26 protein-coding genes are annotated in these 26565 nt (G+C 31.8%); 20 read left to right on the top strand and 6 right to left on the bottom strand.

Annotation, left to right across the window (positions count from 1 at the left end; all coding sequences use genetic code 11):
* The first annotated feature begins 3 nt into the window (after positions 1-3).
* The 14 genes from BUC03_RS11075 to BUC03_RS11020 all read left to right on the top strand — a co-directional run bounded on the left by BUC03_RS11075 (position 4) and on the right by BUC03_RS11020 (position 13190).
* Positions 4-1965, top strand: a complete 1962-nt coding sequence (locus tag BUC03_RS11075) for a zinc metalloprotease (RefSeq protein WP_143159185.1) — start codon at positions 4-6, stop codon at positions 1963-1965.
* Positions 1966-1971: 6 nt separating this feature from the next.
* Positions 1972-2502 (top strand): hypothetical protein, encoded by a 531-nt coding sequence (locus tag BUC03_RS11070; protein WP_073151853.1) that lies wholly within the window; start codon positions 1972-1974, stop codon positions 2500-2502.
* Positions 2503-2737: 235 nt separating this feature from the next.
* Positions 2738-2866, top strand: a complete 129-nt coding sequence (locus BUC03_RS15430) for a hypothetical protein (protein ID WP_262493977.1) — start codon at positions 2738-2740, stop codon at positions 2864-2866.
* Positions 2867-2872: 6 nt separating this feature from the next.
* Positions 2873-3403 (top strand): hypothetical protein, encoded by a 531-nt coding sequence (locus BUC03_RS11060; RefSeq protein ID WP_073151849.1) that lies wholly within the window; start codon positions 2873-2875, stop codon positions 3401-3403.
* 351 nt (positions 3404-3754) lie between these two features.
* Positions 3755-4402: a hypothetical protein gene (locus BUC03_RS11055; protein ID WP_143159184.1), complete on the top strand. Its 648-nt coding sequence runs from the start codon at positions 3755-3757 to the stop codon at positions 4400-4402.
* A gap of 86 nt (positions 4403-4488) precedes the next feature.
* On the top strand, positions 4489-4641 hold the full coding sequence (locus tag BUC03_RS15200) for a hypothetical protein (protein WP_159432716.1): 153 nt from the start codon (positions 4489-4491) through the stop codon (positions 4639-4641).
* Between the two features lie 118 nt (positions 4642-4759).
* The gene (locus BUC03_RS11050) at positions 4760-6202 is read left to right on the top strand and encodes a hypothetical protein (RefSeq protein ID WP_073151845.1); all 1443 of its coding nucleotides are present in this window, start codon (positions 4760-4762) and stop codon (positions 6200-6202) included.
* Entirely contained in the window at positions 6199-6765 is a 567-nt protein-coding gene (locus BUC03_RS11045; RefSeq protein WP_073151843.1) for a toxin-antitoxin system YwqK family antitoxin, read from the top strand. The genes BUC03_RS11050 and BUC03_RS11045 overlap by 4 nt, the downstream gene beginning before the upstream one ends.
* Positions 6766-7065: a hypothetical protein gene (locus BUC03_RS11040; protein ID WP_143159183.1), complete on the top strand. Its 300-nt coding sequence runs from the start codon at positions 6766-6768 to the stop codon at positions 7063-7065. It begins immediately after the preceding gene.
* 215 nt (positions 7066-7280) lie between these two features.
* Entirely contained in the window at positions 7281-7412 is a 132-nt protein-coding gene (locus tag BUC03_RS15425; protein ID WP_262493976.1) for a hypothetical protein, read from the top strand.
* A 325-nt stretch (positions 7413-7737) separates the two neighbouring features.
* Positions 7738-8433, top strand: coding sequence for a hypothetical protein (locus tag BUC03_RS11035; protein ID WP_073151840.1), 696 nt, complete (start codon positions 7738-7740; stop codon positions 8431-8433).
* A 413-nt stretch (positions 8434-8846) separates the two neighbouring features.
* Positions 8847-11339, top strand: coding sequence for an ATP-dependent Clp protease ATP-binding subunit (locus BUC03_RS11030; protein WP_073151838.1), 2493 nt, complete (start codon positions 8847-8849; stop codon positions 11337-11339).
* A gap of 43 nt (positions 11340-11382) precedes the next feature.
* Positions 11383-11835 (top strand): hypothetical protein, encoded by a 453-nt coding sequence (locus tag BUC03_RS11025; RefSeq protein WP_073151836.1) that lies wholly within the window; start codon positions 11383-11385, stop codon positions 11833-11835.
* A 2-nt stretch (positions 11836-11837) separates the two neighbouring features.
* Entirely contained in the window at positions 11838-13190 is a 1353-nt protein-coding gene (locus BUC03_RS11020; protein WP_073151834.1) for a DUF5458 family protein, read from the top strand.
* Positions 13191-13277: 87 nt separating this feature from the next.
* Here BUC03_RS11020 and BUC03_RS11015 read toward each other — a convergent pair whose 3' ends face one another.
* Entirely contained in the window at positions 13278-14684 is a 1407-nt protein-coding gene (locus tag BUC03_RS11015; protein ID WP_073151832.1) for a di-heme oxidoreductase family protein, read from the bottom strand.
* Positions 14685-14699: 15 nt separating this feature from the next.
* On the bottom strand, positions 14700-15878 hold the full coding sequence (locus BUC03_RS11010; RefSeq protein ID WP_073151830.1) for an imelysin family protein: 1179 nt from the start codon (positions 15876-15878) through the stop codon (positions 14700-14702).
* Between the two features lie 142 nt (positions 15879-16020).
* On the opposite strand from BUC03_RS11010, the gene BUC03_RS11005 reads away from it, so the two are divergent.
* From BUC03_RS11005 to BUC03_RS10985, 5 genes are all read left to right on the top strand, one after another.
* Positions 16021-17124: an imelysin family protein gene (locus BUC03_RS11005; RefSeq protein ID WP_073151827.1), complete on the top strand. Its 1104-nt coding sequence runs from the start codon at positions 16021-16023 to the stop codon at positions 17122-17124.
* Between the two features lie 42 nt (positions 17125-17166).
* Positions 17167-18534 (top strand): HTTM domain-containing protein, encoded by a 1368-nt coding sequence (locus BUC03_RS11000; RefSeq protein WP_073151825.1) that lies wholly within the window; start codon positions 17167-17169, stop codon positions 18532-18534.
* Positions 18473-20941, top strand: coding sequence for a TonB-dependent receptor domain-containing protein (locus BUC03_RS10995; RefSeq protein WP_073151823.1), 2469 nt, complete (start codon positions 18473-18475; stop codon positions 20939-20941). Before BUC03_RS11000 ends, BUC03_RS10995 begins: the two co-directional genes overlap by 62 nt.
* 52 nt (positions 20942-20993) lie before the next feature.
* Positions 20994-21278 (top strand): PLDc N-terminal domain-containing protein, encoded by a 285-nt coding sequence (locus tag BUC03_RS10990; RefSeq protein ID WP_073151821.1) that lies wholly within the window; start codon positions 20994-20996, stop codon positions 21276-21278.
* Positions 21279-21522: 244 nt separating this feature from the next.
* Positions 21523-22731 carry a site-specific integrase gene (locus tag BUC03_RS10985; protein ID WP_073151819.1) on the top strand — a complete coding sequence of 403 codons (1209 nt, stop codon included), beginning with the start codon at positions 21523-21525 and terminating at the stop codon, positions 22729-22731.
* Positions 22732-23169: 438 nt separating this feature from the next.
* Here the strand turns inward: BUC03_RS10985 and BUC03_RS10980 are convergent, their stop codons facing one another.
* Together BUC03_RS10980 and BUC03_RS10975 are read right to left on the bottom strand one after the other, a co-directional pair.
* A complete protein-coding gene (locus tag BUC03_RS10980) occupies positions 23170-23865 on the bottom strand; it encodes a hypothetical protein (RefSeq protein ID WP_073151817.1) in 696 nt (231 codons plus the stop codon).
* Positions 23866-23950: 85 nt separating this feature from the next.
* Positions 23951-24394: a hypothetical protein gene (locus BUC03_RS10975; RefSeq protein WP_073151815.1), complete on the bottom strand. Its 444-nt coding sequence runs from the start codon at positions 24392-24394 to the stop codon at positions 23951-23953.
* A 607-nt stretch (positions 24395-25001) separates the two neighbouring features.
* Here BUC03_RS10975 and BUC03_RS15465 point away from each other — a divergent pair.
* Positions 25002-25256 (top strand): hypothetical protein, encoded by a 255-nt coding sequence (locus BUC03_RS15465; protein ID WP_159432715.1) that lies wholly within the window; start codon positions 25002-25004, stop codon positions 25254-25256.
* Between the two features lie 663 nt (positions 25257-25919).
* On the opposite strand, the gene BUC03_RS10965 is transcribed toward BUC03_RS15465, so the two are convergent.
* Together BUC03_RS10965 and BUC03_RS10960 are read right to left on the bottom strand one after the other, a co-directional pair.
* On the bottom strand, positions 25920-26369 hold the full coding sequence (locus tag BUC03_RS10965) for a JAB domain-containing protein (protein ID WP_073151811.1): 450 nt from the start codon (positions 26367-26369) through the stop codon (positions 25920-25922).
* Positions 26370-26448: 79 nt separating this feature from the next.
* Positions 26449-26565: single-stranded DNA-binding protein (locus BUC03_RS10960; protein ID WP_143159182.1), on the bottom strand; the 117-nt coding region annotated here is incomplete at its 5' end.

Here is a 26565-nt window from a genome sequence, read left to right as displayed (position 1 = left end):
ATTATGGCACGTACCTTAGTTATAGATACGATTGAAGCCGCTGGACGGACGTTTGACTCGAGAGAGGAATTGATTGTAATAAAAGGGAAATATAACGCAGTAATAAATTTTTATCGTTCTGTACTCAATAGTGAAGATAATTTTGGTAAAAAAGATACTGGCTATTCTGGAGAATTTGGTTTTGATCGTTTCAATGAAAAAGTAATGGGTGAAGGCCTTATTGAAAAGTATAAAAATTTGGCTTCAGTTGAAACAAAGAAGGAAGCTATAAAAGATAACCACAGTTATTTTTGTGCCTATCTATCCATTTGGCCGCCAAATGTAAATGGAAATTCTGACCCTAAAAACCCGAAGCATATTGTCGATGTTTTTGTGAAAGCTGAAGAGAACAACACAAAAAAAGAAGCTACAGATATAACTACAGAGCAAGTTGAGTTTGAAAGTTCAGATCCAAGTAGCGTATCTATTGACGGAAGTGATGCTAAGGGTATAAAGAAATTATCTTTAACTATTGGGGCAACCGCACAAGCCATGAAAATTAATTGTATTAAATCTTTTAGTTCTGAAATTACTATAACCGCCAAAGCCCAAGGCTATGTTATTGGTAAATTAATTATATATCCAAATGCTACGCGCTATAAAACAGTTATACAACCCGTAAAATTAAACTTTAAAGGAGTTGAAGGCAAAACTGTTACTAAAATACCACATACTTCATTTTTTACTAATTTGGTACAGGATTTTAATACCAAAGCTTTTAACCAAGCCTACATTTATGGAGAATTGGCGCCTCAAACACACGTTATAGACTTGAGCAAAAACCAATTCTTTAATCCAAAAATGCTTTCGTCAAAAACAGACCAGAATACTGGTAAATCTGACATTTATCTTAAAAAAGACGCTGAGGATGATGGTGACACAAAAATCTATAATGATTTAGTTGAAAATAGATATGCAGCGCTTCTCTCAGGTCAAACTTCCCAGAACAAAGCAGAAGAAAACCTAAAAGAAAAAATACAAAACCTATTGGTTGTTTTTGATAAGCATTATAGTTATAGAGGAGGTAACTCAAGTTATACAGAGCGACAGCATAAGAAAAAAATTGTAACCAAAGCTTGGAACGAACCTGATGTAATAAAAGCGAAAGCTGATTATGACAGCGCTCTAATAGCCTTTAACAATACCGGTACAACTTCCGGTTTAAATAAAGAGCATACCATCCATCTTTTTTACAGTCACGATATTTATGCGGCCAGAAACCCATTAAATAAGGTTTTGGCATATTCATATACTGGTTATGGTGTAGTGCATATATTTGAAGCTGCACTTATTAACAAAGCTGCAAACCCAACAGTTTTACACGAGATTGGGCATTCTTTGGGTTTACAACATACGTTTGCTGAGAGTTTAGGAAAATATGCTATTAAAGTACCTGGAACAATATATAAAGAAGATTTAGAGGAAGAAATTGAGAAATTAGAAAATGAAGTAAAATCAAAAGAAGAGCAATTAAAATCATTAGAACAAGGAGGAGAGCTATTGAGAATGTTAAATTTTTATTATTTACAAATCCAGAGAGATACGCAAAAAAAAGAATGGTTTTTAAATCTTGCAAATGACTTACAAACAAATTTTATAGATATAGTTAAAAAAGCTAAATCTTTTGAAAGTAAATCACTTGGTGCAAATACAAATTCTTCTGAGATTTCAAAAATAAAAATAGACATTCAACGCATAAACAACTTGATTGACACAAAGAAAATCCAGAGAAAGACAGCAATAAAAAGAGATGATTTCCCCAAGTATAAAAACCAGTCAAAAACCGATGAAAATTATATGGATTATCACCAAGACACTAACGGTAATGAAAATAAAAGTATGGAGCGTAAGGTCTTTTATAAATGGCAATGGGATGAAATGTGTAAGACAGGAATTGAGGGGAAATATTTACAAAAAGAAAAATAACAAATTATGAAGAAACTAATTTTATTATCATTTACTCTGCTCTTATTTTCTTGTAGTAAAAGTATTTATTATGAATATTCTAATAATGGAAAATATGCTACTTTAGAAATTAAAAATAAAATTTTGGCTATATACAGAAGTAATAGCGGTAATTTTATTTATACTGAAAGTGCCCTGTTCCAAAGACCCACCGATACAACAAGTGAAATTAGTTTCAGTTTGCCCTTTTGGATGTACTACATAGACGAAGATCAAGAAAAATTCAATATATGTAGCTTTAAACGTAAATCGGCTGAAGATGATTTCAAGGTTATAACCTATGCAGAAATAAATAAAGACAGCATAGTTTCAGTCAGCAAATCAGACAGAAAATATTTCATAGATAATGGAACTTGCTTTAAAGAAAAAAATATTAATTGGTTTCCACCCTATTTTACAAAAGTTAAGAAAATAGATTATAAAAAATTCAATCTACCTCAAATAGAGAATAAATATTTAAAAGATCCTATTAAGGCACCTATGGTTTACGATAAATAATATTTAGAGTTTTAAACCATAATCGTTCTTTGATAATCCTTCACATTACCAAAAAATCATTTCTGAAAGCAAATCACTTGGTGCAAATATAAATACCTCTGAGATTTCAAAAATAAAAATAGACATTCAACGCATAAACAACTTGATTGACACAAAGAAAATCCAGAGAAAGACAGCAATAAAAAGAGATGATTTCCCCAAGTATAAAAACCAGTCAAAAACCGATGAAAATTATATGGATTATCACCAAGACACTAACGGTAATGAAAATAAAAGTATGGAGCGTAAGGTCTTTTATAAATGGCAATGGGATGAAATGTGTAAGACAGGAATTGAGGGGAAATATTTACAAAAAGAAAAATAACAAATTATGAAGAAACTAATTTTATTATCATTTATTCTGCTCTTATTTTCTTGTAGTAAAAGCATTTATTATGAATATTCTAATAATGAGAAGTATGCAATATTGGAGATTGAAAATAATAACATAGCAATTTACAGAAGCACTGGTGCTAAATTTATTTATATCGAAAGCGCCAAAATATTCACAACTACTGATGCGAAAAATTATATTGAATTTAGCTCACCTTATTGGATGTATCTTATTGAAAAAAATGAAAATGAATTTAACTTATGCGGGTTTGAATATAAAATACGTGAAGATAAATACAGACTTGTATCCTATCAAAAAATAAATGAGGACAGTATAGTGTCAATCAGTAAATTGAATAGAGATCAATTTTTAGAAAATGGATCTTGCTTTACAGAAAACAACATTGATTGGCTTCCACCTTATTTTACAAGGGTCAAGAAAATAGATTATAAAAAATTCAATCTTCCACAGATAGAAGATAAATATTTAAAAGACCCTTCTAAAGCTCTAAAAGTTTATGATAAATAATAAAAAATCTTTAAAGATTCAAGCCATAATCGTTCTTTGACAAATCTACACTTTTAATAATCTTATCTCTGGCTTCAAATCACTTGGTGCAAACACAAATACTCCTGAGATTTCTATATTAAAAATTGAAATTGAAGGAATAAACAAATCGATTTACTCAAAGAAAATTCAAAAAAGAACAGCGATAAAAAGAGATGATTTCCCTAATTATGAAGACCAGTTTAAAACCGACGAGAACTATATGGATTATAACCAAGACACTAACGGGAATGAAAATACAGATATGGAGCGCAAGGTTTTTTATAAATGGCAATGGGAAAAATTATGGGATTGGCACCCAAAAAAATAATTATGAAAAATATTTTAGGAATTTTCTTGAGTGTGCTCGTTCTAAGTTGTGGAGCGCAAAATTATATAGTTAATGATAATATAAATAACTGTACGGAAAATGGTATCTCAAAAAACAAATATAATTTTGATATTCAAGATTTTCAACAAAAGTTGGAAGAGCCAGAATCTTATCAGTTGGAAATCAATACAGATAGTTCCAAAGTGTTGCTGATGGAAAGTTTCCCCAACGAAATTGAAAAAAAATACACGCTATATCTAACCTCAAAAACAAATAAATTAAGTTCTGTATTTGTATATGACAGTATTGGCAGATTAATAAGAAAATATAATAACCATACAAACACTAAAGTTGGCGAAGAAATAAAATTTAAATACAGCAATGCCAAATCCACCACTCCCATAGAAACCTATCGAGTAAACTACGACACCATTTACCCTGTGTGTTGGAAAGAGGCTTTGCAACTTGCAACTAAAAAAGGAGTCGATCCAAGTAAGGCAGAAGTAAACATTGTAATGCCTCTTAAAGGGTGGGAACCAGAAAAACCAATGGTCTGGAAAATATTTGACAGAAAAAAAGTAGTGCACGTAGATGCTTACACTGGCAAAGTGGTATTGGTCGGGAAACCGACTCCATTCTCCCAATATTAATCTATTTCGAACCCATACATTTTTTCGCTATTAAAATTTTTGTCAGTTTTGATGAAATGGTATTGGTACACGAGGTGTTACACTGTATGAGCCTAAAACACAGTTTTGGCAGTATTAGTGAGCATAGTTTTAAAGCCTTAAAGACCGAGAATATAATGGACTTTAATGTTGAAGGCACTGCAGCAATGAAACGGGTAAGCATAGACGAAAACTGGACAGAAACCGAAACAAAAGACTAAATTATGGCACGTACCTTAGTTATAGATACCATTGAAGCCGCTAGACGGAGTTTTAGCTCTGGAGAAGAACTCGCTATCGGTCCAATTTATGTTACATTTTAGGCGATCCACTGGTTATATGGGTGAGTATGGCTTCGACTGGTTACGTGATGAATATATATATCCTATAGTTACCGTAGCAAAAGATCATGATGGAAACCCTCATAATGCTAAGTTAGCACTCTGTGATGACGTCCCAGACTTAAAAAAAGAATACAAAACCCCAGACGTCAAGAACCCTATTTCAACTTATGGTAAGGACTATTATCCTGCTTGGCTTACCATGTACCCAGATACGCCAGAAGCACAGAACACTCATGGAAACCTTGTTCAAACGTATGGCGTTAGTCTAAATTTAGAAATAGAAGAGCTTGAACCTTTGGTCGTAGATCCCACCGAACTCATATTCGAAGCAAGTAACCCAAATATTAAAATTGAACTAAAAAGCCCTAAACTATACCTGAAAAATATTATTTCTAACACTCCCACGGAAGTTAAATGGGATAGCAAAGTCCAAAAAAAAATATATACCGCCTCTTATATTCTCAAGATTAAATGCAAAGGAAACCTAACCCAACACGAAGAAATTAAAGTATTTGCTAAACTGAACGACCAAAAAGAAGAAGTGGGCATGTTAATGGTATTTAAAAATGCCAACTACAAAGAACTGGAGTTTGATATTACCCCTGTACGAATCGTCCGGAAAGGCACCGTTGTTTCAGACCAGTCGGCCATAGAAAACCAGATGGACAAGGGTTTTGGCGATCCATCTAAGCCCATAACGGACGACCTTAAAAACCTCGAAACCTATTTAAACACCCAAAGCTTAAACCAAGCACTTTTAAAAGCTAACATTGGCACTGTTTATGATTTAGAGATAGATGAGGCACAGTGGATTGCAGATGGATTGATTTTTAGTTCAACAAAAATTTTTAAAGATGTAGAAATTTTAGATAAGCTATTTGAGGAATTCCAGAAACAACATCCAAGTGCTGCCAAAAATAGTGGGCTGATTTCATTTCTATCACCTCTCAGGCGAGATGGAGCAGGAGGTCAAGGCGACCTATATGATATCGATGCCAAAAGCTTTGTTATTTATAACACCAATTTAAGTTCTAAAGACTCCTTTGCTCATGAGATAGGACATGTTTTGGGGCTTAAACACTCTTTTCATAAATATTCGCAAACAAGGTTAAATCAATATAACTTATTTGTAAAGCAAGTAGATAATCGAATTAATTATATGTTTGATAATAAGTATCCTGAAAATGAAATTGCAGAATTTTGGAAAGATTACAAGAAGGATTACGCAGATGCTCGCGGTTATCTAAAAACCTATTATCATTATTTTAAAACTAAAGATGTGTTCAAACAAGCTACTACTGAAAATATGATGGATTATTCTAATGAAAAGGATGCCCAAAAAAATATCATTCAAACAAATAATAACAGCAGAATCTCTTTTTGGAAACATCAATGGAATATAATGCAATCAGAAATAACTAATTATTACTCGAAATGAAAAATTTAATTTTATTAATTGTTTTAATGCAATTTGGAAAAGGTTTCTCACAAAAAGAGCCACCAATTCCAACAATTTGGATTTCCCCAATTGATATATACATTAAAACAGAGGCTGGTATAAAAACTTATTACAAAAAAAGAAACAAAAAAAAATTAAATTCAAAATATGCCATTTTCTTGGAAAGAACCATTCCCACAGACACACCCATAAAAGATTATTACGAGTATATAGTAGAAGAAGGGATTTTCAAACACGGCTACAAACTTGGCCTATGGAAAACTACTTACGAAAACAAGCTGGTCAAGACCGAAAACTACAACAATGGCCTAATGGTAGGCCACTACCGCGTGTTCAATACCAATGGTGATGTATTGTACAAAACAACTTTTGGCCCGCAAGGCAATGGTAAATACAAGGATTATTACTACACTACTGGAACCCTTAAAGAAGAGGGCAATTACGAAAACGGTAAAAAACAAGACGAATGGTGCCGCTTTGATGAAAAGGGCGATCTTGTGGAGACCCTTCACTATAATGAGGGAATGCCAAAAAAAGAATAAGTGTTAACACATACACTTCAAAGAAAAGGGATACTATCATTAAAAGTTATTTGCCTTATACTCTTAGTCTTATTGATTGGGTGTAAGCTTAAGTCACAAATAAAACCTCCAATTTTACAACCAGATAATATAAAAATTGTAGTCAATCCAGAAAAAGATGAAGTCATGAAATACATTGCCGATGAAGGGTACAAAGACGATTACTGGTTTTTTGTGCTTTTAACTAAACATGAATCAGGAACACATAATCAAAATGAATACAGACAATTTAATCCTGGCAACAATTATGGACCAGATTGAACAGATTTTGTAGGATGCCCTAATTTTGGACCTCCAAGAGGTTGGGGGCTCTATCAACTTGATAATTACGGAACTTATTTTATATCTGATTTGAATCAAACAATCAAAGACGGGATAAATACTTTACAGGAAGGTGAAGTTTTTGTTGATAATGAGGAAAGACACTTTACCATGACACAAACTAACCGAAATGGGGATAGCACCACCAGAGTAGTTTGTTCGAATCAGGCAATGTGGGATTGAAAAAAAATATTGATGAAGCCAAAGAACTATTGGATAATAAGAAAGAAACGGTTATAAATGCATATCGAAATTGGGATGGTGCTGCTAACGAATGGAATAGATAAAATGAGGATGACAATATTGAACTTATTGATGATCAAGAAGAAGGGGGTATAACTTTTGATAATGTTTCAAGTGATTTAGAGAATGTCCCTCAAGAAGTCAATGATTACTTTAATCTTGAAAACACTGATCCTGATAATATAAAATCATTCATTGATGCTACCTTATTAAGGTATTTTAATGGGGGTTATTACCATCGTCTTAGAAGACCAGGTAATGATAAGCCGTATTGGGTTTTAGACAGAGAATCAGCTCAATCTGGGTTTTATGTTGAACATGTTTGTAATGAGAATGATGAAGATTTAAGTGAATATTAAAAACTAAATAATGAAAAAGTTCATTTTAACAGTGTTGGCTGTTACTATTTTATCGGGATGTCTCGATAAAGCAGATAAGAAGAAATCCACAACAGCACTTAAACGTGTGGCATCTGTGGACGGGAATAATACCGTAAAACAATCCCAAAAGGCTCGAGTATTATACGAAAACAGGAATTATAAAATATTATATGAGATTATTGGCAGTTCCTTTGATGTGCCCTCGCTTTCAATTTATACCAATAAATCAGATACATTATTAAATTTTAGACCTAATGGAACGGATTACCTTAGTGTAATGCCTCCAAGACTATTTAAAGAAAACAAAAAATATTTTATTTATATTAACGAATATAGCGAAGGCAGTGGTAATCTAAATAAAAAACATTTTTATTATTTAGATACTTTAGGTATAAAGCTTAGAGCTGTAAAAATAATTGAAGGAAGCAATGTTTACAAAGATTCTCTAAAATTAAAAGATAAAGTTTTCTTGAAAAAAGGAGAATACTTTTCTTTGGATGGAACGGGACAACCTCTTTTTCTTAAAGATAGCCTAAGCTTTATGTTTAATATTTATAAAGGAGACACACTAAAACGAAAGGGGAAATACTATAAAACGGTGTTCGGTAAATATAAGATTTTAAAAAACAAAGAGGGAGATTATAAACTCATACCAGTTAACTTTGAAACAGAAGAAATAAATTAACTACCAAAAATAAAAAAAGGAGAAAACATTACTTTAAAAAAGATTATGTAAAACATCGGTGCAGAAACAGATTTGTATGGTGATAGAAACCAGAGGTTTTAATAATAAATATTTGCTTGCGACTATGAAATAATTCTGGAATTAGCATTAACACTGAAAATATAAATTCAATGAAAAGCTGATAAGCTTTCAGTTACACCTATTGCTAAATCTTAACCCCATTCTAGAAGTAAAATTAAACTTAAAATTTAACGCTTCTATCTATTATCTTAAAAGGCCTAAGAAAATAAAATATTCTGAAATTTATCTCTTTAAACACATTTTAACAAAAAGTTTGCTTTTTGTAATGTTAACATTGTATAAAATTATAGTAGTTTTAAAACACATAAAATTAGCACCTTACAATTATATTTATGCAAACCCTTACCTATTCTCTTTCTTCATCAACCAAAGAACTCTTACATATTGCAGAAGCAAACGCTAAAGGATATCATGCAAATCAATACAATGCTGCTCATTTATTAAGAGCATTATTGCATAAAAACTTTAACCTAAGATCGTTTATTGAAGAAATTAGTGAAGACATCTATTATGTAGAAGAATGGGCAGACGTACGTATGGAAATGTTGCCAAGAGCTGCTACAATACCTGATCAACTCAGTGCAGATAATAGTATAGAGGCTATTTTTAATGAAGCCGATATGGTAAGACTAAAATTAAACGAAGAAGAGATCACTCCTACTTCCATATTAGTTGCTATTTGTACTCCTGGAGTAGGCTTTACTTATGAGCAGTTAAAAACATTTCCCATAAAAAGAGAAGATGTTTTAAATCTACTAACCAACTCTTCCACTACAACCTCTAACAATATTTATAAAAAAGAATTCTCTAGTACACACGCCAAACCTATAAATACAGATGTATTAAACAAGTATTGTATAGATAAAACTTCGCAAGCACGTAATCAAGAACTAACAAATATATACGGGCGTGATGGAGAAATTAAAATGATTACTGAAATTTTAGGAAGACATTCTAAACCCAATGTACTTATTACAGGAGAACCTGGCGTAGGCAAATCAGCTCTATTAAATGGCTTTAGCAATACCGTTATTAATGGAAATGTACAAGAAACTTTAAAGGACGCGCAGATTTATGAGCTAAATTTTATCGAGTTAGTGTCTAGTGCTAGCTATAATGGTGAGATTGAAGATCGTTTTAAAAAAATTATAAACGCCATAAAACAATTTAAAAAACCTATTTTATTAATTGATGAACTTGATAATTTATTAGATAAAAACAGCCAACAAAAAGGGTTAATCAATATTCTTAAATCTGAACTAGCAAAAGGTAATATTACAATCATTGGAAGTATGACTAATGATACTTTTAGAAAACAAGTAGAAAGTGACGACACACTTTCTAGAAGGTTTGAAATAATCCATTTAGAAGAACCTAATGAACAAACCACGGCTAGAATGATTAATTATATAATTGACAGTTATGTAAATCATCATAAATTTAACATAGAATACAAAACTATTGAAGAAGCCATTAAGCTTTCTAAGCGTTTTAACAAAGAACGTAGCTTACCAGACTCTGCTATAGATTTAATTGACAGAACTATGTCTTCTGCACGTTTTATGTTAGAAACTTCCTCTCTAATTATTGAAAATATTACACAAGAGTTAACTGTTATTTTAGAAAAAGAAGAATTTTCTGAAACACAAAAAATACATGAATTAGAATGGTTATATAACGATCTAGGTAACCGAATAAGCTACCTTCTATTCACGGCATTAAAAGAAGAAGATCATTTAATAATTGACGGTAATACTACTACCTCTACACAAATTGCTGAAAAATTTAAAAATAATCTTCAAAAATTACTAAAAGAAGCAAATACAGAAAAAAATAGCATCGTAAAAAAAGACGTAACAGCAACTATATCTAACAAAACAGGAATTCCTGTAGGAGAGCTATTAGCAGATGAAAAAGAACGCTTGCTTTCTATGGAAGAAGAATTAAAAAGGCGTGTTGTGGGGCAAGATCACGCAGTAAAAACTATTACTGCAGCTGTACATGAATCTAGATCAGGCTTAAGCAAACCAGGACTACCAACAGGTTCTTTCTTTTTTACAGGTCCCACAGGTACAGGTAAAACAGAACTAGCCAAGGCTCTAGCAGAGTTTTTGTTTCAAACCGAAGATGCTATAATCCGTTTTGATATGTCAGAATTTAAAGAAGAACATTCTGCAGCTCTACTTTATGGTGCTCCTCCGGGTTATGTTGGCTATGAAGAAGGTGGACTTTTAGTAAATAAAATAAGACAAAAACCCTACTCTATTGTACTTTTTGATGAAATTGAAAAAGCACACCCTTCTGTTTTTGATATTTTTCTTCAAATATTAGATGAAGGTAAACTTCACGATCGTTTAGGTAAAACTGGTGATTTTTCACATGCAGTAATATTGTTTACTTCTAATGTAGGAAGTAAACACGTAGAAAAATCATTTCAGGCTGGAGAAATCCCTAAACCAACAGATTTAATGGAAATTATGGGTAACCATTTTAGACCTGAATTTTTAGGGAGACTTACAGAGATAGTACCTTTTAGTCCTATCACAAAGGAAAACATCATTAAGATTTTTAAAATTCAACTTAAAGATTTATTAAAAGCATTAGAAAAGCAAGAAATAACCATCGAGCTTTCTGATGAAGTATATCAATTTCTTTCAATTAAAGGGTTTACTCCTCAATATGGAGCTAGACCATTACGTGGTGTAATACGCACAGAATTGAGAGGCCCATTGTCTAAAATGTTAATTACAGGTAAAATCAAAAAAGGAAATCATATAAAAGTTAGTCTTGAAAACGAAGCCCTAAAATGGGAAATAAGCATATAAAAACCCTATATTTATTCTTAATAACCAAAAAAAACTAAAATTTATGAGCGATAACACATACGGCCTTGGTGGTACAGAAGTTAGGCAAGACTCTGCCGAAGCTTTAAATGAAATACCACAAAATAGAACTTTACTAGTTGAAAAGCTTACGCAAAACCAACCAGTAAAAGCTGAAATGATTAGAGATCTCAAAAAAATTGATGATGTTTTTAATCATTACCAGCCTAATGTAGAAATAGAATTTTCAGACAAAGATGGGGTAGAATCTAAAGAAACACTCCACTTTTCTAACCTAGGTGATTTTGGTAAAAATGGTATAATTAACCAAAGTGATTTTTTAAAAGACCTAGATACAGAGAAAGAACAATATGTAAAGATTATAAAACAACTTAAAACTAATAAAATTCTTAAAGCTGCATTAACAGATCCTGAAGCAAAGCAAGCTTTGTTAACCTCAATTCAATCTTTAATTTCAGAACTTGAACCTAATAAATAATTATGGCTAAATTAGAAAAAATGCAGCAACAAGCAATCTCACAAAACCCTTCTAAACAATTAGAAGAAAGCAGCGAAAAATTAGCAAAATATGGTGGGTTTGATCTTTTAGAAGCAACTATAGACGGGGTTCAAAACATGAATCCAGAACGAAAAGCGAGAAAAAAAATATTTTTAACAGAAAGTACAAAAGAGAAAGAAAGAAAGAAAGTTAAAAAAACATTAGAGATGTGGGCTTCTATTCTTTCTAGTTCTGAAGATATTTCTACAATGGTTGAAGAGTCTGAAAAAAGAACTCAAATAGCAGATCAAACTTTAAAAGAAAATGTAGGAAAAGCAATAAATGAAACTCGTGATTTAGAGCGTTCTTACCGATCAATGGCTTTGTTTTTTAAAAATACAGAGGCAGATAAAATTAAAAATATAACAATTGTAAATGCAGATTTAGAACAATTAAAAGATTTAGACAATACCCGTTTTATTGATGCTATTTCTTCTGAATTAAGAGACAATTACGATCGTTTAGACCTTCGAGATAATTATGGCCTTATGGTTATACCAGGCTATTTAGGAAACAACGCCGTTGTAGAAAAATGGGCTAAAATTGCTTATGAAAATAAAGTAATGTTAGTTACAGATTTTGAACATTTAGATGAGCCAGATGATGTTATGGAAATGTTTGAAGCGGCTAATCTAACTGGAGGCGAAAATCACCGCTCTAATGTAGTAATGGCCTGTAATTGGCTTGTAGGTAGAGGCAAAGAAGATGAATACGGAGAAGAAGATGACCTTTTTGTACCTCCATCTGGAGCATTAGCAGGTAAAATATATAAAACTCTTATGTCTCAAGTCACTGCTGGTAAAAAATATGGAGGAATTAATGAAATTAGTGGTGTTAGATTTGATTTAAAAAAGAGCGAAATTGCAAACCTAGAAAAACTTGGTTTAGTACCAATGGTTAATGAGTATGGTAAAGTAATGGCTTTTTCTGCTAAAACACTTTTTAATGGCGATAATTTAGGCCTACAAACCTACTCTGTGGTTCGTGTTTTTGATTATGTTACAAAAGTACTTATGGACTTTTTAAATAGAAGGGCTTTTGAAAACTTTAATGCACGTACTCGTAAAGAATTAATGGGGCAAATTGTGAAGTTTTTAGATAATATATCTGGGCCAGATAAACTTATAGAAGATTTTTCTATTAAACGTTTTGAGCAAGACCCAAATCAAAAAGATAGAGTTCATCTTGATATACACATGAAACCATATTTTCCTGCTAAAAACTTTTTAATAAAATTGGATGGTCAAAAAGGGGATGATGGTAATGATTGGGATGCGGAATATGAACAACAGTAAAAGACATTTTGTTAATCAAAAAACAAAAAAACCTTCACATCTCTGTGAAGGTTTTTTTTAAACTATAACCACTTAACTTTTTTTGTTTTATAATGAATTTATAAAAGCTAATAAATCTTCTCGATCACTTGTGCTTAACTCTTTAAACTGTTCTTTTGCTGCTAGAGCTTCACCACCGTGCCATAAAATAGCCTCTGTAATATTATCTGCTCGTCCGTCGTGTAGCAGCTGTGTATGTCCATTTACTGTATTAATTAAACCTATACCCCATAATGGTTGGGTACGCCACTCATTGCCATCTGCTAAATAATCTGGAGCATTATCACTCAAACCTTCTCCCATATCATGTAAAAGCATATCTGTATATGGACGTATAGTTTGGTTTCTAAAACCTTCTATATAATAGGTACTACCTGTTTCTATTTTAGGTATGTGGCAGCTTGTACATTGTATACTACTAAAAATTTCTTTTCCATTTAGTACGCTTTGATCTTCATAATCTCTACGTACAGGAACAGCTAACGATTGAGAATACAGTACTACTTTAGCTAAATTATCATCTGAAATTTCTGGATCACCTCCGTTAGGTATTTCATCGCAATCTACACCTTGTGGGCAATCTGCATCTGGAAAGATAGAAGAAGTAATACCCATATCTCCAGAAAATGCACCTGCTACTTGCTGTCTTACAGAAGGCTGATTTGCTTTCCACCCAAAACGACCCATTTTGGTGGAATTACTTTCTACATCGTACACATAATTTGGTCTACCTGAAATTCCATCGTTATTAGCATCGTTTTCATCTGCTAATTCTAAAAGAGTACTTTCTGGTATAGCCTCTAAAAGTCCCAATCCAATCATTTGGTTAGCTACACGTGGTGATATTAAAACACCAGAGGCAGTAGCTCCATAATTAAGATTAGTAATGGTGTAGATAGGTTTTTTTAATGTTACTTCGGTTCCATCTGCTAGAGTTTCTGTAAAAGTTTCATAAGTAATACTCATTTGCCCCTCACTATCTGGACCTAAAATAGAAGAGTCTTGTAATTGATGCCCATAAACAGGATCTGATATTGCTGCACCATATTCATCTTTACCTGGTAGACTTAATCTGAATAATAATCCGAAGCCAACTTCACCTTCATATAAAGGAGGACGACCTCTACCATCTTTAAAATGGCAAGAAGAACAAGAAACTGCATTAAAAAAAGGACCTAAACCGTCTCTTGCAGTGGTAGATGCCGGTGAAGAAACCCAACTTTGTCTAAAAAATGAATTTCCTACGCCAAAATCTATTGTTTGTGAAGTGGTGAGAGCAGAACTTGAAAAACCAAAGGCTTCTTCTGATGCGTTTATCACTGTAGATATGCCTCCTAAATTCTGCTCTCCCTCTTCTGGGGTTAAAGTAGTATAATCACTATCATCTGTGCTACAGCTTGTATGCAATAACATTAATGAAGAAAACAAAAAAACTACTAAACCTCTTTTATACATTATAAAAATTTATAATTATCCGTTTACTGTAACACCTATTGCAGATGCTCCTGCTAATAAATTAGCTCCTAAATCTAATAATGCATTTACTGCATCACTTACTTTTTGACCTTCTGTAGAGCTTTCTCCTCCAGAAATAGCATAATCAAAAGGAATATAAATAGCATCTACTTTAGATTCTGCTTCGTCAATTGCATCTGCAGTACTTTCAAAAAACTCAGAATTTGCTTCTTCTACTAGATCTGCAAGTGAAGCACCGCTAATATCTCCATAAGTACCATTATATACATTAATTACTCCTTCTAGATTAAGAATAATATCTCTGTGTGTGTTATCACTAAAACAAGAGTGCTCGTCTTCTTGATCTGCATTACTTAATGCTACAGACATACGCTCTATTGGTAACTCTGCAGATACAAGAGTAGTTATACCTAAATACATATTTTGTAAAGCCTCATCTTCTTCTAGAGCTAAAAACTCTGTTCTGTAAGTACCACCTGGAGCCCATAAATCTGATAAATAAGTTAAATTATCAATAATTAGCTCTGCACAAATATTAAGGTAAGCTCTACGTCTGTCTTGGTTAAGTGCAGTACCTCCATCTACAAAATCTGTGTATGGTCTTTGTCCTGTAAGAAAATCTGATGGATCTGTTAAATCTTGACCCCAAAGTAAAAACTCAATAGCGTGGTACCCAACGCTAATGTTTTTTTCTCCTCCATTTTCATTAAGGCTTTCTAATAAATCTTTGGTAATACTTGGGTAGTCTTCTGTACTATTAATTATTCCTCCGTTAATTACTTCTCCATTATTATCTACGTAATCAATAAAGTTTTCATCTAACGGCCAAGCGTTTAATAAACCTTCTGGTCCATTTTCATCATCTATCGGTCCATTTGCAAAACGATATGCTTCACTAACACCGTAGCTTTCTCTAGATTCTAACCATTCTTCTTTAGCTTCGTCAAAATTTTCTTGAGTTGGGTTAGCAGTAAAAGTCTCTATTGCTGTTTGTAACTCTACCGCGTCACTAAGAGCGTCTTGATAATTTTGATAAACTATGTTTGCGTAATTTTCTATTACATCAGATTTTGTAACTGTTTCTTGAGAGTTAGAGTTATCATCATCACTACTACAACCTACGTAGATTATAGCACTTGCCGCTAAAGCAATGGTTAGTAAATTTTTTTTCATTATATACTTCTTATTTAGATTAATTAAAAACTACACAAAAGTAATCTAATTAAAATTTTTAGCAAATATATCTACAAAAAAATTAATTTAGAATAAATAAACATTAATTGGCGTCTGTTTTATAATTTTGCAAAAAAAAGTAATGAGAAAATTAGTATTTATCTTATCTGTCTTATTTATAGCGAGCTGCTCATCAGACAATGGCTCCGATTCTGGAAGTGATACATCTAACTACGATAAAGAAGAGATGTTAACTAGTTGGGCAGATAATATTATTGTTCCTTCATTTGAAAATTACCAACAAAAAGTAAATTTATTAAATACAGAGGTAGATACATTTAGTGAAAATATAAATGCACCTAACTTAAATAATTTAAGAGATGCTTGGCTAGAAGCGTATAAAGCATACCAATATGTAGGAATATTTGATATTGGGAAAGCTACAGATCTTAAATTAACCGATAAAACAAATATTTATCCTACCGATACTGAAAATATATTAAATAATATTAATGGTGCCGATTATAATTTAGAGACGCAAGCTCAATATGCTAGTCAAGGTTTTCCTGCAATAGATTATTTATTATACGGTATTGCAGAAAATGATGAAGACATATTAGCTCTTTATATAAATGAAAGTGGTTATGCTAATTACCTAGCCGCAGTAAGCGCACAATTAAAAAATACTGCAGATGCCATTGTAACCGACTGGAATAATGGTTACAGAGAAACTTTTATAAACAACTCTAACGTGGTAACAGGCTCTGTTAATCAGATGGCTAATAATTACATTGAAAATTTTGAAAAAGATGTACGTGCACCTAAATTAGGTATACCTGCAGGCGTTTTTAGTAATGGTGTTCTTTATCCTGAAAGTGTAGAGGCATACTACAAAAACGACATTAGCAAAACTCTTTTAATAGATGCTACACAAGCTTCTCAAAATTTTTTTAACGGAGTTACTTTTGGCACTTCTACAACTGGACCTGGATTAAAAGAATTTTTAGATGCGGTAGATGCAACATCAGACGGTGAAAAATTAAGTACTATTATTAATAACCAATATGCTACAATTTTTAGTAAAATTGATAACTTAGATGATAGTTTTAGCGATCAAATTTCTACTAATAATAGCGCAATGCTTACTACTTACAATGCTCTACAACAAAATGTAGTTTACATTAAACTAGATATGATTAGCGCTCTTAGTTTAACAATTGATTATGTAGATGGTGATGGTGACTAGTATCTAAATACCAATTTAATTTATCCTTTAGTTAGGTTAATAATGCTTCAAAAAATAAACGCATATATAAATACCTACACAAATGCCGCACCTCTTGCTTTTTATAGAATGGCATTTGGTATTATGATGTTTTTTAGTCTATTAAGATTTACTCTTAATGGATGGATTGAAAAGTTTTATATAATTCCGCAATTTCATTTTACCTATTACGGATTTAGTTGGGTAAAGCCTTTAGGTATTTATACATATGTAATTTTTCTTCTCTGTGCTATTTCTGCAATAACCGTAGCTATTGGTTATAAGTACAGACTAAGTATTATTATATTTTTTCTGAGTTTTACTTACATTGAATTAATGGATAAAACTTATTACTTAAATCATTATTATTTTATTTCTGTAGTAAGTTTTGTCATGATTTTTCTTCCTGCAAATACTTATTTTTCTGTAGATGCAAAGCAAAAGCCTAATAAAGCTAGCAAAGTAATACCACGTTATGGAACAGATATTTTAAAAATTCTTATTGGTATTGTTTATCTGTATGCAGGTATTGCCAAATTAAACTCAGATTGGTTATTTAATGCAATGCCATTAAAAATTTGGCTTCCTTCTAAAGCAGATTTACCTATACTAGGTGCTTTGTTAATAAAACCTTGGGTGGCTTATGCATTTAGTTGGATTGGCGCTTTATATGATTTAGCAATTGTTTTTTTGCTAATTAATAAACGTACAAGGATAGTAGGTTTTATTTTTGTAGTAATATTTCATTTACTAACGCGCTTACTTTTTCCTATTGGGGTTTTTCCTTTTGTAATGATTGTTTCTTCTTTAATATTTTTTGACCCAAAATTTCACGAGAAAATATTAAATTTTTTAGAGAGGTTTCTAAAAATAATTCCTAAAAAAACAAACTTAAACACTTCTAAAAAACAAACTTACTTTGCTTCTAAAATTGCTCCAAGCGTACTTATAATAGTTGTATTACTTCAACTTATAATTCCGTTTAGGTATTTATTATATGAGAATGAACTTTTTTGGACAGAAGAAGGCTACAGGTTTTCTTGGCGTGTTATGCTAATGGAAAAAGCAGGTTATACAGAATTTTCTATTTTAGACCCTGAAACGGGAAAATTTAAAATTGTAGACAACACCAAACATCTTACTCGTTTTCAAGAAAAACAAATGTCTTTTCAGCCAGACTTTATTTTAGAATATGCACATTACCTGTATGATTATTATAAGAAAAACATGGGAATGACAGACCCCGAAATAAAAGTAAAATCTTATGTTAGCCTAAATGGTAGGCTTAGCAAACCTTACATAAACCCCCATATAAACCTTGCAAAACAAGATGAATCTTTTAAACAAAAAACCTGGATACTTCCTTTTAAAGACACCATCTTGGGTTTTTAATATTTTATTACTTTTTACTGTTTCATTTACTTGGGCACAAAATAATATTTCTGGTACCGTAGTAAACCAACATGGCAAACCTCTTGCAAATGTAGAGGTGTTTGATAGCTTAGGAAAATCTACTATTACAGATACCGATGGACGTTTTTCTATTTCTTCAGAAAAAGAAACTATTACTTTATATTTCTATAAAGACTATTTTCTAGTAGAAGAGCAGCAATTTAGCACCAATCAAAAAGAAATATTTGTCATTTTACAAGATATTGTTGCTTTAAATGAAGTGGTTATTCAGCGTAATAAAGACCGTGTATTTGCTTTAAAACACCTTAAAGATATTGAAGAAACAGCTATTTATGCTGGAAAAAAAACGGAGACGGTACTCGTTAATAAATTAGTTGCCAACAAGTCTGTTAATACTGCTAGACAAATTTATGCACAAGTTTCTGGAATTACTTTTAGTGAAAATTCTGACGGTGGTTTGCAGTTAAATATTGGTGGTAGGGGTTTAAACCCTAACCGCACCAGTAACTTTAATACTAGACAAAATGGCTATGACATTAGTGCAGATGTACTTGGTTACCCAGAGAGTTATTACACGCCCCCTACAGAAGCTTTAAAAGAAATACAGGTAGTGAAAGGTGCAGCATCACTACAATACGGAACACAATTTGGAGGTTTGGTCAATTTTCAATTTCAAGACCCTTCTAAAAAAAGTATTGAGCTTATAAGTAGAAATACGCTAGGCTCTTACAATCTATTTACCAATTTTACGAGTTTAAGTGGCACAAAAGGCAAATTTAGCTACTACACCTTTTTCAACTATAAACAAGGAGACGGTTTTAGACCAAATTCTAACTTTAATAGCAGAAACTTTTTTGTAAATCTTAATTACCAATTTAACGAGAAAACTTCACTTCATTTTGATTATACTCTTTTTGATTATCTAGCAAAACAACCTGGAGGTCTTACTGATTTTATGTTTAATGAAGATATGTTTCAAAGCAATAGAGAACGTAATTGGTTTGATGTAAATTGGAATTTATTAGCTTTACGTTTAAAACATAAATTTACAGATAAAGCCAATTTCTCTTTACAACTATTTGGTTTAGATGCTAGCAGAAGTACGGTTGGCTATCTATCAAACCGAGTAAGTAATGCAGACACTCCCGGGACTGTTAGAGACTTAATTTTGGGTGATTTTGTAAACTGGGGAGCAGAGGCTAGATTTCTTCAAGAATATAAAATAAACAATCAAAAAAGTGCTTTTTTAATAGGAGGTAAATATTACCAAGCTAGAAATACAGCCATACAAGGACCTGGTAGCAGCGGTGGTGACGCTAATTTTAATCTTGCTACTAGTGAGTTTCCTGATTATGCTAGCCAGAGCGACTACGTGTATCCTAATCAAAATTTTTCTTTATTTGGAGAGAATATATTCAGAATTTCTTCTGAATTCACTGTTACGCCAGGCTTTAGATTTGAAAATATAAGAACCAAAGCAGATGGTTATTATAGAAATATAAATACAGATTTAGCGGGGAATGTTATTTTAGATGAATTGGTAGAAGAAGATATTGTAAAAGAACGTAATTTTTTATTACTAGGTGTAGGTCTAAGTTACAAACCATTTAATAGAACCGAATTCTACGGAAATATTTCTCAGAATTATAGATCTGTAACTTTTAGCGATATAAGAACCGTTTCTCCCAGCCAGGTAATAGACCCTAATATTACAGACGAAAAAGGTTTTACCTCAGATATTGGAGTACGCGGTAAAATAAATAATGTTTTAAGTTACGATACTAGTATCTATGCACTTTTATATGACGATAAAATTGGTGAATACCAAACCTCTAACCCTAATGGTAGTGCGGCGGTAGTAAGCTACAGAAGCAATTTAGGTACTGCTTTAACCTACGGATGGGAAGCTTTAGTAGATTGGGATATTAGTAATACTTTTTTTAATCAAAATCAAAATATTTCTTGGAATGCCTTTATAAATAATGCTATTACAAACGGAGAATACATTAAAAGTGATGTAACTGGCATAGAAGGTAATAAAGTAGAATTTGTACCTTTATTTAATATTAAAACAGGTACTACGCTAGGCTATAAAAATTTTAAAGTTAGTACACAATTAACTTACGTGTCTTCTCAATACACAGATAGTAATAACACACCTACCAACACTAGCGATAATACGTATGGTATTTTTGGAGAAATACCTTCTTACTACGTGGCAGATTTATCTGCTAGTTACACTTACAAAAATTTTAAAATAGAAGCAGGTATAAACAATTTTACCAATAACTATTACTTCACTAAACGAGCTACAGGTTATCCTGGTCCTGGTATTTTACCAAGTGAACCAAGAACTTTTTATACTACTTTACAAATACAATTATAATTTTTAACTTTAGTATTATAAAATTTTCGCAGTAACAATATTAATTTTAAAAATGTATATAATATTAATTATTTCACTTATAATTTTAACCATTGTATTATGGTTTGCAGCTATCATAGATATTACTAGGTCTAGATTTAAAGAACCCTATATAAATACAATTTCACTTCTTGCTGTTTTATTTTTTCCTGTTTTAGGCTCAATTATTTATTTTTTACTAAAAAAACAACTAACAACAAAGGCTCCTAAAAAGTTTCAACCAAATTTTAATACAAATGAGATAAGCTTTAAAGTGAGTTCTTATTATAATATTACCACAAGAGACATTAAAATTTAGGTAATAAAAAAAGCTTCACATTTCTGTGAAGCTTTGCTTAGTAGCGGGAACTGGACTCGAACCAGTGACCTTCGGGTTATGAGTGTTTAACCATACTGCAACAACAACAAACAAAAACATTGATTTTCAATTCTTTAATTAAATTTAAATAGTATTTACAATCAAGTAATATCAATTAAATACACAAAATGTTGTACCTATGTTGTACCTGTTTTTATTATCTTTATAGTCTAAAACATTTATTATGGCCACCGTTAAAGCAGTACTCAGAAAAAAAAGAAATCCTGAAGGTCAATATCCAATCGCTGTCAGGATTACCAAAGATAGAAAAAGTTCTTATTTAGGAACTGGTCAATATATTGAAGAAAAGTATTGGGATGAGAAGAATAGATGCGTTAGGAAATCTCATCCTAATGCGAATATCATTAATAACTTTTTACTTACTAAAGTTGCCGAAGCAAATAAAAAAGTTCTAGAAGCTGAAAATAATTCCGATTACCAGACCGTAAAAATGATTAAGAAAAATCTTAGGCAGAACAAAAAAGTTGACTTTTTTGTAGTTGCAGATTTGCATCTGAAAAACCTAAAGGACAGAGAAAAACATCATCAATACGATACCGAGCTTGGTCGCCTTAAAAAGTTTAAGAGTTTTCTCAGAAAAAATGAGTTATCTTTTAATGAACTTAATGTCCCCCTTCTAAGGAAATTTGAAACATATTTACTACACAATAAAAAACGCTCACCAAGAACAGTTGTAAATTATCTGATCTTAATAAGAACCATTTACAATTTGGCGATATCTGAATCTTTAGTGGATAGAGGAAGATATCCATTTGGAAAAGGGAAAGTCCAGATACGAATTCCTGAATCACAAAAAATTGGACTGAACCGCAAAGAAATTAAGAAATTAGAGAGCAGTACAGATTTGACAGAGGCTCAGCAAAAAGCGGTCGATGTATGGCTTATTAGTTTTTATTTTGCTGGTATAAGAGTAGGTGATGTTTTAAAGCTAAAGTGGTCTGATTTTTATGATAATAGATTAAGATACCGGATGAATAAAAACAGTAAGCTTGTAACGCTAAAAACACCTGATAAGGCTATTTCAATTTTTAAAAAATATCGACAAAACAGTCCATTGAATAATGATTTAATTTTCGATTATTTAACAGGCACGGATTTGAATGACACTCAAAAGGTTTCTATAAGAACACAAACTGTAACTCGAAACCTGAATAGACATTTGAAAAAAGTTGCTGCCAAACTAGGCATTAACAAAAAAATGAGTATGCATATTGCTAGACATAGTTTTGGTAATATTTCCGGCGATAAAATTCCAATTCAAATGCTTCAGAAACTTTATCGCCATTCTTCGGTTACCACTACGATAAATTACCAAGCTAACTTTATTCATAAAGATGCAGATGATGCTCTAGATACTGTTATTAATTTTTAGAAATTTAGTAATCTTCACTATAGACTAAAGCCAGAGCTTTGAGGGATACAGTCCAACAGGAAATTCCTTTGAATATAAGTTACAAGTTAAATAAAAATAATTTGATAATGGTTTAAATTATTTTAGGATTTGACAAGTTTTTGATTTAAACTAAAATTGTGCTTATATAGTTTGTTTCCAATAATAACACCGCAATCCGATATTAACAAGTATATTAATTAATATTGTAGTAATTTATTAAAGTTAAAGTATTCATAAATAAAGTAAGACTATCAAATATATAAAGTATTTAAATGATTTAATATGTTAAAGTTTATAATAGGATGATTTACTCAATAGCTAGTTTATGTGATACCTTTGATTCTTTAAACTGCATTATATTAAATTACAGGAAAAAAATTTCGAAGTACTCAAATTTAGAAACCGTTTTAACTTCCATCACAAAAAAAATGGCTTGATTTTGGTGCAATTGGTAGAGCTAAAATCATTTAATTCCAATTTAGAAATTTGTTCGGATGTTGCATTTTCAACATGAATAAGTTTTGTTAATTTTTTTTTATTTTTATCGTAAACTTTCGATACTCCATAAGGAAACATTTGATTTGCAAATAGGGCAGGTTGAATTTTCCAGTGCAAAGTGGAATCGATAACTATAATAAAATTACCATCTTCGTGAACGTATGCGCTTTCTGTAGGTTCAAGCTTGAACATATCAAATTTTTGCATTTTTTTGAATTTGACAGATTCAAATTCGTAACATTCATCAGATGACACATCCATCTTGAAATTTCCTTGTCGGTATGAGATCACAAAATCTTGATGCTCAAAATTCACCGATACACCTGGATCGAGATTAGGAAAAGTATAACCATCTAAAAGAAGAACATTTGAATTTGCTATAAAATCTCTTTGAAAATTATCAAATGCAGATTTGGCTATTTTTTCTTCTAAAGAAATATCTGTCCCAAAATCATTTGTAATAATTGTCTTATATGAAAAGAATGAAGGCACAAATTTTTTGGGATCATGTTTGGAATTTTGTAGAGAAGAAACTTGGGGAAATAAAGAAAGATGATTAAGTAATAAAAACACGATTACTAAACCACTATTAAAATTAATTTTTTTAGTTTTCATAATATTCACCTTAAAGTTATCTAGTTTAAGAAAAAAGAGCCATTCTATACAACTTAGAGTGGCTCTTATAAAAGTAATAATATTTTTAGTTTTTGATTATAGCATTATTAATCTCTGTAACAAGGAATTGTTCAAATTCACCCTGATAATTAATATCTTTATCGATGACCGGCAATTCATTAATTGTACCATCACTATTAGACCTCAATGCTATATCAAAATCGACCGAACCTGAGCATGAACCACTGAAAGTTAAACTTCCACTTACATTAGTGACCTCATCTTTTAATATGTTATAAGATACAACAATATCATAAGTCATAGTGCAACCGCTGATAGTTAATGTTCCTTTTAAAGGGATTTTAACGAAATATAGCATATCTGAGGCAGACATTTTTTTTTCAAATGAAAAATCATTCTCCACATAGCCGTCTGTACTTTCAGCATTTCTATTCAGCTCGTTAACAGCATAATTTGGTAACCACACTGCTAAAAATAATACAATAATAATTTTTTGAAAATTTTTCATAATAATTAAGTTATAAAGTTAAACGTTATTAAAATTACAACTTGCATTATTTTATTTTGTTAAAAATAAGTTAATTTCTTGTTTTATAAATATTGCGCAGTAATCAAGTCATTTTGTAATTTTTCATTTGCATTATTGTTGAAACGATTGATAGAATAAATATGATTTTACCTAGATATATTATATTCTTAAAGCTAAATCACTTAATGGCAGTCTGCCCCAAAACCACCTGATTTGCTTTTAAAAATAAAATAAATTGGTATAAAAAATATTGATTTCGGTTCCTTTTTGATTCGATCCTTTAAAAAATTCATCTCCCCTTACATAAGTGTCTTTGAGTTCCCTGAGTCTTAAAAAGTGGTTTAGTAGCAGTTGCATAAGATCTGTTTTACTATGGAACAACCATCTTAGATTATAGGCTAGAACGATAATCAACTGAAGCTGCTTTGATACCTCTTTATGGTATTATATGATCAAATCCCATTGACACTTGATGGTAGCATAAGGATGCTTAAATAGCGCTTGCCATTTCTTATAAAGTTCTCCGCTTTGCTCTTCTCACTTGCAGCTAAAAAACGGAAAGACCTATTGGCTGGCTGTTTTTGAAATGGAAAAAGAGAAACATCCGTTAAAACCGGCAAAGGTGGCAGAAGCATCGCTATCGCTTGCACATCCTATTGTAGTTAAAGTAGGAGACAGTAAACTCCACATTGGGAATAAAGAAGAGTTTTTACATCGACGCTTAGCGATACAGGCAGCAGCGCAACGGGCAAAAAGTGCGGTCACCTATACCAAATCCGGCAAAGGGAGAAAGCGCAAATTAAAAGCGATGAATCATTTTAAAGAAAAAGAACTCCGATAAGTACGTTCTCGGTTAAAACTCTATAGCCGTCAGCTGATTAATTTTTGTGTGCAGCACCAGGCAGGCACTTTGATGCTGATGAATTAGGAAAGTAAAATTAAACTAGCCAAATAAGAAGAATTTGTATTGCGCAACTGGAGCTATTACGATTTGATCACCAAAATAAAGTACAAAGCACAAAAAGCCGGCATCGAATTGATTGTAGGCTAACAGATTTTTGAGGGTGCTTGCAAACCCGCAAGGGGAGGTTTTAAATACACTCAAAACGTGAGCTATACTCATCTGCAACGGAGTGGGCTAAATATTTTTTTTAGATTATTCTAGTCAGAAATAAAATAAAGACCTAATTAATTACTGAGTTAAAATATTATTTGCTGCAAATAGTATCCTGCTTTTAGGGCGGTCGAGACTATTTGCAGCAAATTTTTAGGAAATTTCAAAATCGAAAAATTTGAAAGCCCTATCTATAAAGGAAGTCAGGAAAAGTAACACCGCTCTGCGTGTTACCCTCTTGCTTTTCCTTTTCCTCTGCGATGCATTGAAAAATAAAAACCTTTTAGCAGACTAACGGCTTTACAAATAACTAAAGAAATAAGCTGATAAAAAACCCTCAATCCTTGAGGGCTTTTCTATCATTCCAATTAAATTTTTGTTTTCAGTGGTTTACAAAACTCCCTGATCGGCAAAACTGTAATACTCTTTTTTAGGAGTAATGATAAGATGATCGAGAACTTTGACATCCAATAATTCTCCCGCTTTGATAATCTTTTGGGTAAGCTGTCGATCAGCTTCACTAGGTTTTAAAGTACCGCTTGGGTGGTTATGCAAAAGTATGATCGCTGTAGACAAACTTTTTAAAACAACGGCAAATAAGATTCTAAGATCTACTAAGGTTCCGGTAATGCCACCTTTTGAAACCTCATAAATACCTTTGACAATATTGGAATTATTGAGCAATAGAATTTTAAAATGCTCCTGCATTTCGATATGGTTTTGATCCCAATGTTCAAAAGCCAGTTGGGCAGCATCTTGTGAACATCCAATTTTAAAAGTGGTATTTATCGTTTGATTTCCGTGGTAGCTGATTTGAATTTCATTAACTTTGGTTTTCATGATACTTTTATTTTTTTTTAAAGATTAACAATGAAAAAGAGGGCAAAACTTTAGACGGATATGCCCTCTTTATTTTAACTTATTCCGCAACTTGATTTCCAAGAAATAAAATTTCCTGTACCACCACTTCGGTTACATATCTTTTTTCACCCGTTTGGGTTTCATAAGATCTGGAGGTCAATTTTCCCTGAATGGC

The organism is Mesonia phycicola (genome assembly GCF_900141885.1).
GTDB lineage: Bacteria > Bacteroidota > Bacteroidia > Flavobacteriales > Flavobacteriaceae > Mesonia > Mesonia phycicola.
This window is presented reverse-complemented; position numbering and strand designations above follow the sequence as displayed.

Bases quoted from the DNA above. Each gene is read 5' to 3' on its own strand.
- BUC03_RS11075 (WP_143159185.1), top strand. From the start codon at position 4: ATGGCACGTACCTTAGTTATAGATACGATTGAAGCCGCTGGACGGACG.
- BUC03_RS11070 (WP_073151853.1), top strand. From the start codon at position 1,972: ATGAAGAAACTAATTTTATTATCATTTACTCTGCTCTTATTTTCTTGT.
- BUC03_RS15430 (WP_262493977.1), top strand. From the start codon at position 2,738: ATGGATTATCACCAAGACACTAACGGTAATGAAAATAAAAGTATGGAG.
- BUC03_RS11060 (WP_073151849.1), top strand. From the start codon at position 2,873: ATGAAGAAACTAATTTTATTATCATTTATTCTGCTCTTATTTTCTTGT.
- BUC03_RS11055 (WP_143159184.1), top strand. From the start codon at position 3,755: ATGAAAAATATTTTAGGAATTTTCTTGAGTGTGCTCGTTCTAAGTTGT.
- BUC03_RS15200 (WP_159432716.1), top strand. From the start codon at position 4,489: ATGAGCCTAAAACACAGTTTTGGCAGTATTAGTGAGCATAGTTTTAAA.
- BUC03_RS11050 (WP_073151845.1), top strand. From the start codon at position 4,760: ATGGGTGAGTATGGCTTCGACTGGTTACGTGATGAATATATATATCCT.
- BUC03_RS11045 (WP_073151843.1), top strand. From the start codon at position 6,199: ATGAAAAATTTAATTTTATTAATTGTTTTAATGCAATTTGGAAAAGGT.
- BUC03_RS11035 (WP_073151840.1), top strand. From the start codon at position 7,738: ATGAAAAAGTTCATTTTAACAGTGTTGGCTGTTACTATTTTATCGGGA.
- BUC03_RS11030 (WP_073151838.1), top strand. From the start codon at position 8,847: ATGCAAACCCTTACCTATTCTCTTTCTTCATCAACCAAAGAACTCTTA.
- BUC03_RS11025 (WP_073151836.1), top strand. From the start codon at position 11,383: ATGAGCGATAACACATACGGCCTTGGTGGTACAGAAGTTAGGCAAGAC.
- BUC03_RS11020 (WP_073151834.1), top strand. From the start codon at position 11,838: ATGGCTAAATTAGAAAAAATGCAGCAACAAGCAATCTCACAAAACCCT.
- BUC03_RS11015 (WP_073151832.1), bottom strand. From the start codon at position 14,684: ATGTATAAAAGAGGTTTAGTAGTTTTTTTGTTTTCTTCATTAATGTTA.
- BUC03_RS11010 (WP_073151830.1), bottom strand. From the start codon at position 15,878: ATGAAAAAAAATTTACTAACCATTGCTTTAGCGGCAAGTGCTATAATC.
- BUC03_RS11005 (WP_073151827.1), top strand. From the start codon at position 16,021: ATGAGAAAATTAGTATTTATCTTATCTGTCTTATTTATAGCGAGCTGC.
- BUC03_RS11000 (WP_073151825.1), top strand. From the start codon at position 17,167: ATGCTTCAAAAAATAAACGCATATATAAATACCTACACAAATGCCGCA.
- BUC03_RS10995 (WP_073151823.1), top strand. From the start codon at position 18,473: ATGAATCTTTTAAACAAAAAACCTGGATACTTCCTTTTAAAGACACCA.
- BUC03_RS10990 (WP_073151821.1), top strand. From the start codon at position 20,994: ATGTATATAATATTAATTATTTCACTTATAATTTTAACCATTGTATTA.
- BUC03_RS10985 (WP_073151819.1), top strand. From the start codon at position 21,523: ATGGCCACCGTTAAAGCAGTACTCAGAAAAAAAAGAAATCCTGAAGGT.
- BUC03_RS10980 (WP_073151817.1), bottom strand. From the start codon at position 23,865: ATGAAAACTAAAAAAATTAATTTTAATAGTGGTTTAGTAATCGTGTTT.
- BUC03_RS10975 (WP_073151815.1), bottom strand. From the start codon at position 24,394: ATGAAAAATTTTCAAAAAATTATTATTGTATTATTTTTAGCAGTGTGG.
- BUC03_RS15465 (WP_159432715.1), top strand. From the start codon at position 25,002: ATGGAAAAAGAGAAACATCCGTTAAAACCGGCAAAGGTGGCAGAAGCA.
- BUC03_RS10965 (WP_073151811.1), bottom strand. From the start codon at position 26,369: ATGAAAACCAAAGTTAATGAAATTCAAATCAGCTACCACGGAAATCAA.